The organism is Methylobacterium haplocladii, from assembly GCF_007992175.1.
Classification (GTDB): domain Bacteria; phylum Pseudomonadota; class Alphaproteobacteria; order Rhizobiales; family Beijerinckiaceae; genus Methylobacterium; species Methylobacterium haplocladii.
Window position 1 is genome coordinate 30,658 of sequence record NZ_BJZT01000011.1, and the last position, 12,888, is coordinate 43,545.

General features: G+C 68.7%; 11 protein-coding genes. 4 read left to right on the forward strand and 7 right to left on the reverse strand.

The features are described 5' to 3' along the window. Positions 1 to 73: 73 nt before the first annotated feature. Entirely contained in the window at positions 74 to 1,363 is a 1,290-nt protein-coding gene (murA, locus tag MHA02_RS06215) for a UDP-N-acetylglucosamine 1-carboxyvinyltransferase (RefSeq protein ID WP_147077636.1), read from the forward strand. Between the two features lie 82 nt (positions 1,364 to 1,445). Here the strand turns inward: murA and MHA02_RS06220 are convergent, their stop codons facing one another. Further along, positions 1,446 to 1,772 carry a hypothetical protein gene (locus tag MHA02_RS06220; RefSeq protein WP_147077638.1) on the reverse strand — a complete coding sequence of 109 codons (327 nt, stop codon included), beginning with the start codon at positions 1,770 to 1,772 and terminating at the stop codon, positions 1,446 to 1,448. A 346-nt stretch (positions 1,773 to 2,118) separates the two neighbouring features. Here MHA02_RS06220 and MHA02_RS06225 point away from each other — a divergent pair, with 346 nt between their 5' ends. Both MHA02_RS06225 and MHA02_RS06230 read left to right on the forward strand, forming a co-directional pair. Then, positions 2,119 to 3,588 (forward strand): EAL domain-containing protein, encoded by a 1,470-nt coding sequence (locus tag MHA02_RS06225; protein WP_238180411.1) that lies wholly within the window; start codon positions 2,119 to 2,121, stop codon positions 3,586 to 3,588. Positions 3,589 to 3,674: 86 nt separating this feature from the next. Continuing rightward, a complete protein-coding gene (locus MHA02_RS06230; RefSeq protein ID WP_147077642.1) occupies positions 3,675 to 4,574 on the forward strand; it encodes a TIGR01459 family HAD-type hydrolase in 900 nt (299 codons plus the stop codon). A 6-nt stretch (positions 4,575 to 4,580) separates the two neighbouring features. On the opposite strand, the gene MHA02_RS06235 is transcribed toward MHA02_RS06230, so the two are convergent. Further along, positions 4,581 to 5,888 (reverse strand): PQQ-dependent sugar dehydrogenase, encoded by a 1,308-nt coding sequence (locus MHA02_RS06235; RefSeq protein WP_147077644.1) that lies wholly within the window; start codon positions 5,886 to 5,888, stop codon positions 4,581 to 4,583. Between the two features lie 418 nt (positions 5,889 to 6,306). Between MHA02_RS06235 and trxA the strand changes: the two genes are divergently transcribed. Then, a complete protein-coding gene (trxA, locus tag MHA02_RS06240) occupies positions 6,307 to 6,627 on the forward strand; it encodes a thioredoxin (RefSeq protein WP_147077748.1) in 321 nt (106 codons plus the stop codon). A 159-nt stretch (positions 6,628 to 6,786) separates the two neighbouring features. Here trxA and MHA02_RS06245 read toward each other — a convergent pair whose 3' ends face one another. The 5 genes from MHA02_RS06245 to MHA02_RS06265 all read right to left on the reverse strand — a co-directional run bounded on the left by MHA02_RS06245 (position 6,787) and on the right by MHA02_RS06265 (position 12,704). Then, positions 6,787 to 7,677: an outer membrane protein gene (locus MHA02_RS06245; RefSeq protein WP_147077646.1), complete on the reverse strand. Its 891-nt coding sequence runs from the start codon at positions 7,675 to 7,677 to the stop codon at positions 6,787 to 6,789. Positions 7,678 to 7,886: 209 nt separating this feature from the next. Next, positions 7,887 to 8,789: an outer membrane protein gene (locus tag MHA02_RS06250; protein WP_147077648.1), complete on the reverse strand. Its 903-nt coding sequence runs from the start codon at positions 8,787 to 8,789 to the stop codon at positions 7,887 to 7,889. Positions 8,790 to 9,304: 515 nt separating this feature from the next. Then, a complete protein-coding gene (locus MHA02_RS06255; RefSeq protein WP_147077650.1) occupies positions 9,305 to 10,630 on the reverse strand; it encodes a bifunctional folylpolyglutamate synthase/dihydrofolate synthase in 1,326 nt (441 codons plus the stop codon). Between the two features lie 44 nt (positions 10,631 to 10,674). After that, on the reverse strand, positions 10,675 to 11,577 hold the full coding sequence (accD, locus tag MHA02_RS06260; RefSeq protein WP_147077750.1) for an acetyl-CoA carboxylase, carboxyltransferase subunit beta: 903 nt from the start codon (positions 11,575 to 11,577) through the stop codon (positions 10,675 to 10,677). A 140-nt stretch (positions 11,578 to 11,717) separates the two neighbouring features. Next, positions 11,718 to 12,704: a cupin domain-containing protein gene (locus MHA02_RS06265; RefSeq protein WP_147077652.1), complete on the reverse strand. Its 987-nt coding sequence runs from the start codon at positions 12,702 to 12,704 to the stop codon at positions 11,718 to 11,720. Positions 12,705 to 12,888 lie beyond the last annotated feature (184 nt).

Genomic DNA, 12,888 nt, shown 5'->3' on the forward strand with positions numbered 1-12,888 from the left:
GGAGGGGCGGCTTGCCCCGGGAATGGCGCCCGTTGAAGACCGCCCACGCGGCGACGGCGCTTGGGGAACGAGCATGGACCGCATCCACATCACCGGCGGCGCACCGCTGAACGGCACGATCCCGATCTCGGGCGCCAAGAACGCCGCGCTGCCCCTGATGATCGCCAGCCTGATGACGGGCGAAACGCTCGAACTCATCAACGTGCCGCGTCTGGCCGATATCACCTCGCTGCTGCGCATCCTCGGCAATCACGGCGTCGACCAGATGGTCGTGGGCAAGCGTCCCGGCCAGAGCACCGAAGCCGGCCAGACCATCCGGCTGACCGCCTCGAACGTCATCGACACCACGGCGCCCTACGAGCTGGTCTCGACCATGCGGGCCGGCTTCTGGGTGGTGGCGCCGCTGCTGGCGCGGTTCGGCGAGGCCAAGGTCTCGCTGCCGGGCGGCTGCGCCATCGGCACGCGGCCGGTCGACCTGCTGATCATGGCGCTCGAAAAGCTTGGCGCCGAAATCGAGATCGATGCCGGCTACGTCGTCGCCAAGACGAAGAACGGCCTGCGCGGCGCCGAGATCGACTTTCCGAAGGTCACGGTCGGCGGCACCCATGTGGCGCTGATGGCCGCCTCATTGGCCTACGGCACCACCGTGATCGACAATGCCGCCCGCGAGCCCGAGGTCGTGGATCTCGCCGAGTGCCTGATCCGGATGGGCGCACGTATCGAAGGCGCCGGCACGTCGCGCATCGTCATCGAGGGCGTCGCCCGGCTTCACGGCGCTCGCCACGAGGTTCTGCCGGATCGCATCGAGACCGGCACCTATGCCATGGCCGTGGCGATGACCGGCGGCGACATCGTCCTGGAAAACACCCGGGCGGACCTGTTGTCCTCGGCCCTCGACGTGCTGGCGACGACGGGCGCCGAGGTCACGCAGGTGAAGGGCGGCATCCGTGTTCGCCGCAACGGCGGCGGCATCCACCCGGCCGACATCACCACCGATCCGTTCCCGGGCTTTCCGACGGACCTGCAGGCGCAGTTCATGGCGCTGATGACGCTGGCCAAGGGCCAGTCGAACATCCGCGAGACCATCTTCGAAAACCGCTTCATGCACGTGCAGGAGCTTGCACGCCTCGGCGCGAAGATCCGTCTCGACGGCGATCTCGCCATCGTCGAAGGCGTCGAGCGGTTGAAGGGTGCGCCGGTGATGGCGACCGACCTGCGCGCCTCGGTGTCGCTGGTGATCGCGGGCCTTGCAGCCGAGGGCGAAACCCAGATCAGCCGCGTCTACCACCTCGATCGCGGCTTCGAGTCCCTCGAAGCCAAGCTCGCCCGCTGTGGGGCCGATATCCGCCGCGTCCGTTCCTGAAGCCCGACACGCTCAGGGCTGCGATCCGATCGGCTCGGATCGCAGCCCTGAAACTCAGTCTCGCCGCAGCGTCGCGCAGAAGTCAGTAGCCGCCGCCGATCGCGCCGCGCTTCTCGCCGAATCCGGGGATATCGCAGGTGCAGGACGCATTGCGGGGCGCCGGCGGATACTGGCAATTGCCGCGCGCCGTCACGCAGATGCTGCCGCCGCCACCACCGCGACCGAAGCGCCGGGGCCGCGGACGATCGTCTTCGTCCTCGTAGCGGCGCTCGTAGCGACGCGGGCGGTAATCGTCGCCACCATCGTTGTAGTAGCGTCCGCCATACTGGGCGTTCGCCGGCACGGCGCCGGCCACGATCCCGAGCGCCGTCGCGGCCATGGCCGCCAGCATCACCCGCTTCGCCGTCATCCCGTTTCGTCTCCTCTAATCTCGGCCACTGGTCCGACATCCATAACCGCCCGCAGCATTGCGGGGTTGCTCGATATCGACTGTCAGCGATCACGTTTTATCCACCGCGGATGAACCGCGGCTGAGCCTGAGCTCCTGCACGGAAAGCAACACCTGGGCAATATCGGCCGGTGGCACGGTCCGGCGATGTATGGCGGCTTGCGGCCGACCGAGCCCTCGGTAACAAGGTTGATCCGCTGAGGGTCGCCACGGCAATAAGTGCTTCGATGAACCGCGCATCTCGAATTGAAGCACTTGTTTCCGCAGGAGTCCTCGTCGTTTCAGCATTCCCGAGATGAAGACCCCGATGGCCAGGACAATCGGCCTGCGCGGCGGCCTGTGGACCATCGGCCTTACGGGGCTGCTCGTCGTCGGGCCTCTGTCGATCGTCGCGCCGATGGCCGGCGCCCTCGGGCTCGCCACCCTCGGGCTCATGGCGACGCTCCTGACTGCGATCGTCCAGCATCGTCGCGCCGCCCGGCTCGCCGTGTCGCAGGAGAAGCTGTCGGGCGAGATCGGCGTGCTGTCGCAGCGCCTGCTCAAGGCCGAGGCCGCCATCACCGTGGCGGCCCGCGCGGTTCTCACGCGGACCGAGGCACCGCCTCCGCCACCCGAGGCCTCGGGTCCCGACGCCGAAACGCTCGCGGCCGGCGTCGAGGAGGTGACGCGCGAGATCGGCCTGCTCAGCGGGATCGTGCGCGAACTCGCGGCCGTCGTCTCCACGCAGGAAAGCGAGATCGAACGCTTGAAGGCCGTGCGCGAGGCCGCGCCGCCACCCACGCTTGCGCCGAAGGCGGCAGCTGCCGCGCCGACCGAGCCGACGGCCGGCGCGCGGTCCGTTCCGGCGCGGCCGGTAACATCGGAACCGGCTGCCGTGACCGCGTTCAAGCCGCCGGCCTTCGTGCCGACGAACCGCGATCCCGAGCGAGACTCCGCCCTCGTCGAGGCCTTCGACGGCGATGGGCTCGAGGTCTGGCTGCAGCCGGTGGTGACGCTGCCGCAGCGCAAGGTCGTGTCCTACGAGGCGCTCGCCCGGCTGAAGCTCGGCGCCGAGATCCTCGCGCCCGACGCATTCATCTCCGTGCTGGAGCGGCACGGCCGCACCACCGCCCTCGATCGCCGCATGATCCGCAGCAGCGCGGTGATCGCCCGGCATCTCCAGAGCCGCGGCAGCAACGCCACCGTGGCCTATGGCCTATCGCCGCTGTCGCTGTTCGAACCGGATTTCCTGCGCTCGCTCGTGGGCCTCGTCTCGGGCGACGCGGATCTGGCCGGACGTGTCGCCGTAACGCTGCCGCAGGCGAGCTGGCGCGGCCTCGATCCCGAGCAGAACGCCGTTCTCGGCGCGTTGCGCGGCCGGATCGGCTTCGGGCTGGACCGGCCGACCGATCTGCGCTTCGACGTCGGGCTGCTCGCTGAGCGCGGCGTGTCGCAGATCAAGGTTCCGACGTCGCTCCTGCTGCGTCCTCAGTCGCGTGAGACGATGTCCGACATCGCGATCGAGGATCTCGTCACGTCGCTCGGCCGGGCCGGCATCCGGCTCGTGGCGACGCAGGTGGAGCGCGAGGCCGAGGTGCCGGACCTGATCGATCTCGACGTGCCGCTCGCCCAGGGCACGGTCTTCGCGGGTCCGAAGGCCGTGCGGGCCGAGGTGTTTGCGGACGTGCAGGGGGCGCCGGCCCAGGCTCAGGCCCCACAGGGGACGGCCCCCGAACCCGCAGCCGAACCGCCTCAGCAGCGCCGCGCCTTCCGGGATTTTCTTCGCCGGGCGGTGTGACCGGGGGCTTGGCTTCCGGGCACGATTGATTTCCGGGACTGGCGTCCCTAACCGGGCAGCCATCGATCCAGCGTCCCGAGATATTCATGACCGACCGCGCCGCCGCGGCCCCCGTCCGCACGCTCCACCGTTTCGCGGAGGTGGCGGAATCCTACGACCTGATCCTGTGCGACGTCTGGGGCGTGCTCCATGACGGCCGGCGCGCGCATGTAGCCGCCGGTGAGGCCCTGATCCGGTTCCGCAATCTCCCCGGTGAACGGCCCCGCCGCGTGGTGCTGGTCTCGAACGCGCCGCGACCCTGGCGTGGGGTGCAGGCGATCCTCGACGGCTACGGCGTGCCGAGGGAGGCTTATGACGCGATCCTGACCTCGGGCGATCTCACGCACGATCTGTTGGCGCAGCATCCCGGAGCACGGGTGCACCACCTCGGGCCCGAGCGCGATCTGCCGATCTACGAGGGACTAGACCTGGAACTGGTCCCGGCGGAGACGGCGGAGCGCGTCGTCTGCACCGGTCTGTTCGACGACGACACCGAGACCGCGGATGACTATCGAGACGTTCTGGCCGATTTTCGTTCGCGCAACGTCCCGATGATCTGCGCCAACCCGGATCTCGTGGTCGAGCGGAATAAGCGGCTGATTCCCTGCGCCGGCGTGATTGCCGAGGCCTATGCCGAGATCGGCGGCGCGATCGTCTATGCCGGCAAGCCGTACCGGCCGGTCTACGACGCGGCACTGAGCAAAGCCGGCAAGCTCGATGATTTGCCGGCTCTTGATCTCGCGCGGGCCGTTGCGGTCGGCGATGCGATCCGCACGGACATCGCCGGGGCTGCTGCTGCCGGCATCGCCTCGGTGCTCGTCGCCCGGGGTATCCACGCCGAGGAACTCGGCCTCACGGCCGAGCACCACACGCTCGGGGACATCGCGGACTGGCTGTCGCGCCAGCCCGTCGAACCCGACGCGGTGATCGAGCGGCTGGTCTGGTGAGCAGGATCAGCTGCTCTTCTTCGGCGTCAGCTTGAGGATTGCGCCGTCCTCACCGTCGGTGACGGCGTAGATCGCGCCGTCCAGGCCGACCTTGACGTCGCGGATGCGGTGATCGAGGGGCACGCGCTCCTCGGTGACGACCTTGTCGCTGTCGACCTTCAGAATCACCAGCCCGGTGCTGACGAGGCCGCCGACGATGAAGTCGCCCTTCCAGGCCGGGAACACGTCCTTGTCGTAGAAGGCGAGTGCAGACGGGCCGATGACCGGATCCCAGTAATAGACCGGCTGCGAAGTGCCGGCTGCCATGGTGACGCCGTCGCCGATCTTCTCGCCGGAATATTCGAGGCCGTAGCTCGCCAGCGGCCAGCCGTAGTTCACGCCGGGACGAGGCCGGTTGAGCTCGTCGCCGCCACGCGGACCGTGCTCCACCGTCCAGAGGCGGCCCTGGCCGTCGAGCGCCGCGCCCTGCACGTTGCGGTGGCCGTAGGACCAGATCTCAGGCCGGGCCTTCTCGCCGCCGGTGAAGGGGTTGTCCTTGGCGGCGTTTCCGTCGGTATCGATGCGAAACACCTTGCCGAGGCCGCTGGTCAGGTCCTGCGCTTGTCCGCGGGTGGCCTTGTCGGAGCGCTCGCCGACCGTGACGAACAGCTTGCCGTCCGGCGCGAAGACGAGGCGCGAGCCGAAATGCTTGTCGCCGTCGTAGGTCGGCGTCTGACGGAAGATCACTTTGAACTCGTCGAGCTTCGCTGTGCCGCCGCTCTCGATCAGCTTGGCCTTGGCCACGGTGGTGCCGTTGCCCTTTTCGCGGGGCTCGGCGTAGCTGATGTAGATGAGGCGGTCGGAGGCGAAGCTCGGGCTGAGCGCGATGTCGAGCAGGCCGCCCTGACCGCGCGAATCGACCTTCGGCACGCCGGCCACCGGCTCGCCGACCTTGCCGTCCTTCGCGACGATCCGGATCTTGCCGGCCTTTTCGGTCACGATCATGCGACCGTCCGGCAGGAATTCCAGCGCCCAGGGCGACGCAAGCCCCTTCACCACCGAGGCGACCTCGACCTCCGTCTTCTGCGACGGCTGCGGCGCGCGGGTCTGATTCGGCAGCAGCGGCTTGTAATCGGTGTTCGGGGCCTGCGATTCGGCGGGCGTCTCGCCGGCGCTCGGGGCATTCGGCGCCTGGAAGGCTTCGCCACCGACGCGGGGGGACCGGGCTGCGCCGGCGTCTTCCGCTTGAGCCGAAGTGTTTTGGGCAAAGGCGCCCTGCTGTCCCAGGCCGAGGGCGGCGACGGTGGCGAGCAGAATGGGAAGAGTGCGCTTCACGTCGGTCAATTCCTTGAAATCGGGCGCAGCCGCGGAAGGGATCCGCCGTCGCACGCCTCTCGGGCCACCTACCGTCGGCGTGCCTACGCCGCGTCGGGACCGGGACGGGTCTGAAACCGCGAGATTTGCGCGGGCCACACCCGCAGATGGGGCGGCAGGGCCCGCTCGGCGAGGGCTCGCGGCGGCTTCAATCTCCCACACGGCCGGATGGGACCTGCGACTGTCGGGCTGTAGGCGGCTTCGGCACGGGTGCGGCATGACTCTTGTGCGCGTCAGGACTGTCCCGGGAGGAGGGCGCCTTGACCGTGAGGCACGGTGCCTCCAATTCTCGATCAGTCCTCCGGTATCGCCCCAAGGGTCGACCGCAGCATGCGCGGCACGCGTCCGCGGGGGAACGAGAATCGTGAAAGGGTTGATGATGGCGACTGTGAAAGTAACGGACGCGAGCTTCGAGCAGGACGTGCTTCAGTCCGCTGAGCCCGTGGTCGTCGATTTCTGGGCGGAGTGGTGTGGCCCCTGCCGCCAGATCGGCCCGGCGCTCGAGGAGATCGCGACGGATCTGCAGGGCAAGGTCAAGATCGCCAAGGTCAACGTCGACGAGAACCCCGGCATCGCCTCGACCTACGGCATCCGCTCCATCCCGACGCTGATGATCTTCAAAGACGGCAAGCTCGCCAGCCAGAAGGTCGGCGCGGCGCCGAAGGGCGATCTCTCGCGCTGGATTCAGGCGAGCGCCTGAACCGCTCGCCGACGGTCCATCCCCGACATGACGAAGCCCGGCCGTGAGGCCGGGCTTTTTGCTGTGGTGGTGAGCGATCGGTTGGCCCCGCATCCAAACGAAAAAGCCCGGCCAGATGGCCGGGCTTTTCCGCAAGTCCGAAGACCCGTTGGGTTCGGCTTAGTACGAGCCGAACTTGTAGTTGATGCCAGCGCGGACGACGGCGAACTCGGTGCCCTGGGCGCGCGGAGCGCCGGAGACGAGTGCCACGTCGGGATTGCCGACGCTGACGATGCGGCCGTTGCGGTTCGTCGCGAAAGCGCCGGTGGTGCCGTTGCCCTGGTCGAGGTTCACGTACAGGCCTTCGACCTTGAACGTCACCGCCGAGGAGCGGAAGAAGTTCAGGAACGAGTCGGTCGGGAGAGCGTACTCGACGCCGCCACCAGCTGCGTAGCCGGTTTTGAAGTCGTCGGAGTTGGCTCCGCCGAACTGGCTGCCGCCGCCGGCGCCATAGGCGAAACCGCCGGTGCCGTAGAACAGGACGCGGTCGAAGGCGTAACCGATGCGGCCGCGCACGGTGCCGAAGTAGTCGAGGCCCGAGAGACCCGACGGGTTGTAGATGAGGGTGCCGGGGACGATACCGCCGGTGCCGGCGGTCGCGAAGGCGAAGTTGTTGCGGCTCCGACCGAAGTCGACGTATTGCGCATCGGCTTCGATACCGACGACGACGCCCGAGCCCGGCGTGAACTGGTAGTTGTAGCCAACCTGGCCACCACCGGTGAAGCCGTCACCCTGGTTGCCGTTGCGGAAGGCGAGGACGCCGGACTGCAGGGCCGTGCCGGCGCCGTTGGCGAAGATCGCCGTGGTGGGGCCGACGCCGACGATGGTCGGGGCGTTGCTGTCCGAGACGCCGAAGCCGTAGCCGGCGTTGAAACCGGCGTAGAAGCCCGTCCAGGTGAAAACCGGAACCGGCGTGAAAATCGGAGGAGCCGCGCGGCGCGGCAGGTCGGCCGCGGTGGCGGCAGCGGTGAGAGCCGTGAAGGCGGCGAACGACGTAAGAAGCTTTTTCATTTTTTATGATCCCCAGCGAGGTGCCCGATCGCCATTGAAGCTAGACCATTCCCAGCAGTGGGGATGTAGCGGCGAGGACACACACGCCGCCCCGAAGCGAAGCCTCGGCGCGGTCGTGCCTGGTGGAACCTGTGAAGTCCGGGGAAGGCCCGGCCTTGACGGCCGGGCTTTCCGAAGTCTGGAGCGGAGAGCTCTGAAGTCCGGTCGGCTTAGTACGAGCCGAACTTGTAGTTCAGGCCGGCGCGGATGACGGCGAAGTCGTTGTCGCGGCGGGCGAAGTTGTTGAACAGGACCGAGGTGGTCGTGCCCGGCACGAACTGCGGCAGCGGCGTGGCGGCAACGGCGGTGCCGTTGGCGTTGGCGTAGGCGAAGCGGTTCGAGCCCTGGTCGAGGTTGACGTAGAGGCCTTCCAGCTTGAGCGTCACCGCCGAGGAGCGGAAGAAGTTCAGGAAGGAGTCGGTGGGGAGCGCGTATTCGACACCGCCGCCGACGGCGTAGCCGGTCTTGAAGTCGTCGGTGTTGAGCGCGCGACCGCCACCGGCGCTGCCGTAGGCGAAGCCGGCCGTGCCGTAGAACAGGACCCGGTCGAAGGCGTAGCCGAGACGACCACGGACGGTGCCGAAGAAGTCGAGGCCGTCGACGCCGGTCGGGTTGAACACCGACACGCCCGGCTGGATCACGGCGGTGGCAGCGCCACCCGTGATGGAGGCGAAGGCGAAGTTGTTACGGTTGCGACCGAAGTCGGCGTACTGGGCGTCCGCCTCGACACCGACGACGATGCCGGAGCCCGGAGTAAACTGATAGTTGTAGCCGATCTGCGCACCGCCGGTGAATCCGTCCTGGTTCTGACGGTTGTCGAAGGCGAACAGGCCGACGCGGTTGCCGACGCCGCCGACGACGGCCGGGTTGTTGGTGGCTACGAAGGTGGTCGCCGCGTCAGGATCCGAGACGCCGAAGCCGTAGCCGGCGTTGATACCGGCGTAGAAGCCCGTCCAGGTGAACACCGGAATCGGCGTGAAGATCGGAGGAGCCGCGCGACGCGGCAGGTCGGCCGCGGTGGCGGCGGCGGTGAGAGCCGTGAAGGCGGCGAGCGATGTCAGCAGTCTTTTCATTGTTTGATCCCCAGCGTTGTGCCCGATCGACGGCCAAGCTAGGCGATTCCGCACTATCGGGATGTAGCGGCAAGGACACAGTCGCGCCGCACATTCGCCGAGGATTGGTTTCAGTCCATAAGTGTGCGGCGCAGCAAGACTTGACGTAGCCATTGCCGGCGGGAACGGCCGGGCCGACAGCTTCGCGGCGAGTCGCCGCCGGGCCGACAAGGTTTCGGTGTCGTCCGGATCAGCACGGGCGGTCGGACGGCGCAGCAGGGCAAGTCTCCGGGGGCGCGTGCGCGCCGCGACGATCAGCGCTCGGCGAGCTGCCGCGGGCATGGCGACCGGCACGCGTCGGCAGCGAGCGGGCCGCAACGTCGCCGGCTCTCCAAGGAATGGCAGTGTGAAGCTGTGCCCGTCCGATTGGATCGCGACCTGTCCGGCCGCGATGTCGCCGAGGGTGTCGATATCGGCTTGAACCGTGGGCGGATGCCGACGTGGCCGGTCCGGGCGTCCGGGCCGTCGAACGGCGTTCAGGCCGGCAAGGTGCCGTTGGCTTCGAGCACGGCGCCCGCGAGGTAGAGCGAGCCGCAGATCAGTACCCGCGGCGGCTGCTCGAAGGCGATATCCGAGAGGCTGAGGAGGGCGGCTTCGGTGCCGCGGGCCACGCGGGTGGCGATTCCCACTGAGTCTGCGATCTGCGCGACCTCGTCGGCTGGTCGGGCCGCGAGTTGGCCGGGAATCGGAACGGCCACGAGGACGCGGGCGAGGCCGACGAAATTCTTCAGGAAACCCTCGGCGTCCTTGGTGCCGAGCAGCCCGACCACGAGGACCAGAGGCACGTTGCTGCGTTCGGACAAGTCGGCCATGGCGGCGGCGAGGATGCGGCCGCCATCGGCGTTGTGCCCGCCGTCGAGCCAGAGTTCGGAGTCCTTCGGCATCAGGTCGGCGAGGCGTCCGCGGGTCAGCCGTTGCAGGCGGCCGGGCCAGTCGACGTTGCGCAGTCCGGCCTCGTAGGCCGACGTGCCGAGATCGCCGAAGCCGGCCGCACGGAGCGCCGCGATCGCGGTGCCGGCATTGACGAGCTGGTGGCGGCCGGCGAGCTTCGGCCTCGGCAGGTCGAAAAGTTCGGTCTCGTCCTGGTAGACGAAGCGACCGCTCTCCTCGTGGACCGAAAAATCCTGGTTGCCGACGATGATCGGCACGGCGCCGACGCGCTCGGCATGGCGGCAGAGCACCGCGTCGGCCTCGGCGTAGTCTTGGGCGGCGATCACCGCCGGGCAGCCGCGCTTGAAGATGCCGGCCTTTTCGGTCGCGACCGATTCGAGTGTGTCGCCGAGGTATTCCGCATGGTCGCGGCCGATCGGCGTGACCACCGCGCAGGCAGGCTCGGCGATGACGTTGGTGGCATCGACCCGGCCGCCGAGGCCGACTTCGAGCAGGAGTACGTCGGCCGGCGATTCCGAGAAGAGCAGCAGGGCCGCCGCGGTGGTGATCTCGAACACCGTGATCGGATCGCCGGCATTGGCCGCCTCGCAGCGGGCGAAGGCTTCCGCCAGCCGCTCCTCAGGCACGAAGCTGCCGCCGCCGATCCCGCCCATGCGGATGCGCTCGTGGAAGCGCACGAGATGGGGCGAGGTGTAGACGTGAGCGGCCAGCCCCCCGGCTTCGAGGATCGCCCGCATGAAGGCGATGGTCGAACCCTTGCCGTTGGTGCCGGCGACGTGGATCACCGGCGGCAGGCGCCGCTCCGGGTGGTTCAGCCGCGTGAGCAGGCTCTCGATCCGCCCGAGCGACAGGTCAATCGTGCGCGGATGCAGGGCGAGGAATCGCGCCATGAGCGCGTCTGAGGAATCCATGTCTCGCGGGTCGCGTTGTCGAGAATCGGAACGCCGGTGACGGGTCAGGCGGCCTGAGGCGCCGGCTGCCGTTCCTTCGATTGGGCCGGGCGCACGTCGAGGAGCAGACCGCAGAGCCGCGCCACCGTCTCCTTCATGTCGCGGCGGTGGACGACCTGATCGACCATACCGTGCTCGCGCAGGTACTCCGAGCGCTGGAAGCCGTCGGGCAGTTTTTCACGGATGGTCTGTTCGATGACCCGGGGGCCGGCGAAGCAGATCAGCGCGCCGGGCTCGGCCAGATGCACGTCGCCGAGCATGGCGTAGGAGGCGGTGACGCCGCCGGTGGTCGGGTTCGTCAGCACGACGATGTAGGGGAGCTTCGCCGCGTTGAGCCGGCGGATTGCGACCGTGGTGCGCGGCATCTGCATCAGGGAGAGGATGCCCTCCTGCATCCGCGCGCCGCCGGAGGCCGAGAACAGCACGTACGGCGTGCGCTTCTCGAGAGCGGTCTCGGCGCCGCGGACGAAGGCTTCGCCCGCCGCCATGCCGAGGGAGCCGGCCATGAAGGCGAATTCCTGGACGGCGATCGTCGTCGGCAGGCCACCCACGCGGCCGAAACCGATCTTGAAGGCGTCCGGCATGCCGGTCTTGGCGCGGGCCTCCTTCAGACGGTCGACGTACTTCTTCTCGTCACGGAACTTGAGCGGGTCTGTGGCGACTTCCGGCAGGGGAACGTCGATCCAGGTGCCCTCGTCGAACATCGTCTTGAGGCGCGCATGCGCGCTCATCTTCAGGTGATGCTCGGAGCCCGGGATCACCCAGAGGTTCTGCTCGACCTCCTTGTGGAAGACCATCTGCCCGCTGTCGGGGCATTTGATCCAGAGGTTCTCCGGCGTCTCGCGCTTGAACAGCGTCTTGATCCGGGGGCGCATGACCTCCGAGATCCAGTTCATCGCCTCGACCATGCGAAAGTCCTTGTGGAAGACCACGGATATCGGAGCGCGTCGGTGCGAATGCCAAGGGGCATTGCGCTGCGCGGCTCCACCATCGGCCTGCGCTTTATCCCAGATCGAGTCGCGGCGAAACGGAGTGAATTCGGCGCAGCTCAGTCGGCAATGGCCGAGGCGGCGCCCTCGGGGTTCATCCCGTCGACCGGCGCGGGCCGCTTGCGAACCGGGCGCGGGGCGGCACTGGCGGTCGGCGCGCTGGTGTTGGCGCCGAGGCGGGCGGCCAGCGCGATGGCGCGGGCCTCGGTGAAGCGCAGGTGACAGAAGCCGTGTGCGCCCTCGCGGGCATAGGTGCGGCAGAGCTCTTCGCGGTCGGAGGAGAAAGCCGCCTGCTCCTGCACCACGGGGCGGACGTCCTGCCCGCGAAGCCGCTGGGTCATGACCTTGTAATTGTCACGCACCGCCTTGTCGGCGACGCCGCGGGCGCTGTCGAACTCGCCCGCGCGCGGGATCAGGCCTGCGGCAGGCGGTCCCCACAGGCCCTTCGGCGTGGTGGCGCAATCGGCGGCGGAGAAGGTGCAGACCGGGTTGCCGCCGAGGGGCGTGGCGATGACGCCGCCGTCGACCACCTCAAAGCGCAGGGGGCATTCGGACGCGGCGGCCTCGAGGCGCGCGACGCCGTCGGGCTTGCCCTCGGAGGTCAGCGCGACGGCGCCGCCCGCATTGAGCTTCACCGTGCAGCTCTCGGTCGGCTGCGAGATCCTGGTGCCCGGCAGCGTTACCTTGGCCGTGACCCCGGAGCCGGCACGCTCGAACTTCAGGCCCCCGGTGAGGCCGTTGAGCATGAGGTCCTGGCCGTAGACGTTGTCGTCGGCCGGCGCCTTGAGCACCACCGGTTGGCGCGGCGGCGCGGGGGTTGCCGGCTTGGCGGCTTCGTCGCCGGCGGGCGGCGCACCCGGAACCCCGGGCGCACCGGGCGGAGGCGGCACCGGCGTGCCGGGAATCGGCTGGCGCGGTACGGGGGGCTTGGCCGCACGCCCGATCCCGAACAGCTCCTCGAAGAAGTTCTGGGCGCTCGCCGGGTCGGGCCGGGCGACGGACAGCGCGAGGGCCGAGAGGACGAGCAGGGTGCGGGGGAGGCGCATGACAAGTCTCGCCCGAGAAGCGGAGAAGGCGGCCATCGCGACACCGGTTTCGCGAGGGGCGAGGGGGCATCGACGGGGCTGGGTTGGGTGGCCCTCTAGCACGCGACCCGTGGCGGCGACGTGGCAGGCGCGTAACATTTCGAGGGCAAGGCAACCAATCGAACTGGAAAATCAGCGAAATTGG

Excerpts from the sequence above, each read along its gene's own strand:
- murA (WP_147077636.1), top strand. The coding sequence starts at position 74 with ATGGACCGCATCCACATCACCGGCGGCGCACCGCTGAACGGCACGATC.
- MHA02_RS06220 (WP_147077638.1), bottom strand. The coding sequence starts at position 1,772 with ATGACGGCGAAGCGGGTGATGCTGGCGGCCATGGCCGCGACGGCGCTC.
- MHA02_RS06225 (WP_238180411.1), top strand. The coding sequence starts at position 2,119 with ATGGCCAGGACAATCGGCCTGCGCGGCGGCCTGTGGACCATCGGCCTT.
- MHA02_RS06230 (WP_147077642.1), top strand. The coding sequence starts at position 3,675 with ATGACCGACCGCGCCGCCGCGGCCCCCGTCCGCACGCTCCACCGTTTC.
- trxA (WP_147077748.1), top strand. The coding sequence starts at position 6,307 with ATGGCGACTGTGAAAGTAACGGACGCGAGCTTCGAGCAGGACGTGCTT.
- MHA02_RS06245 (WP_147077646.1), bottom strand. The coding sequence starts at position 7,677 with ATGAAAAAGCTTCTTACGTCGTTCGCCGCCTTCACGGCTCTCACCGCT.
- MHA02_RS06250 (WP_147077648.1), bottom strand. The coding sequence starts at position 8,789 with ATGAAAAGACTGCTGACATCGCTCGCCGCCTTCACGGCTCTCACCGCC.
- MHA02_RS06255 (WP_147077650.1), bottom strand. The coding sequence starts at position 10,630 with ATGGATTCCTCAGACGCGCTCATGGCGCGATTCCTCGCCCTGCATCCG.
- accD (WP_147077750.1), bottom strand. The coding sequence starts at position 11,577 with ATGGTCGAGGCGATGAACTGGATCTCGGAGGTCATGCGCCCCCGGATC.
- MHA02_RS06265 (WP_147077652.1), bottom strand. The coding sequence starts at position 12,704 with ATGCGCCTCCCCCGCACCCTGCTCGTCCTCTCGGCCCTCGCGCTGTCC.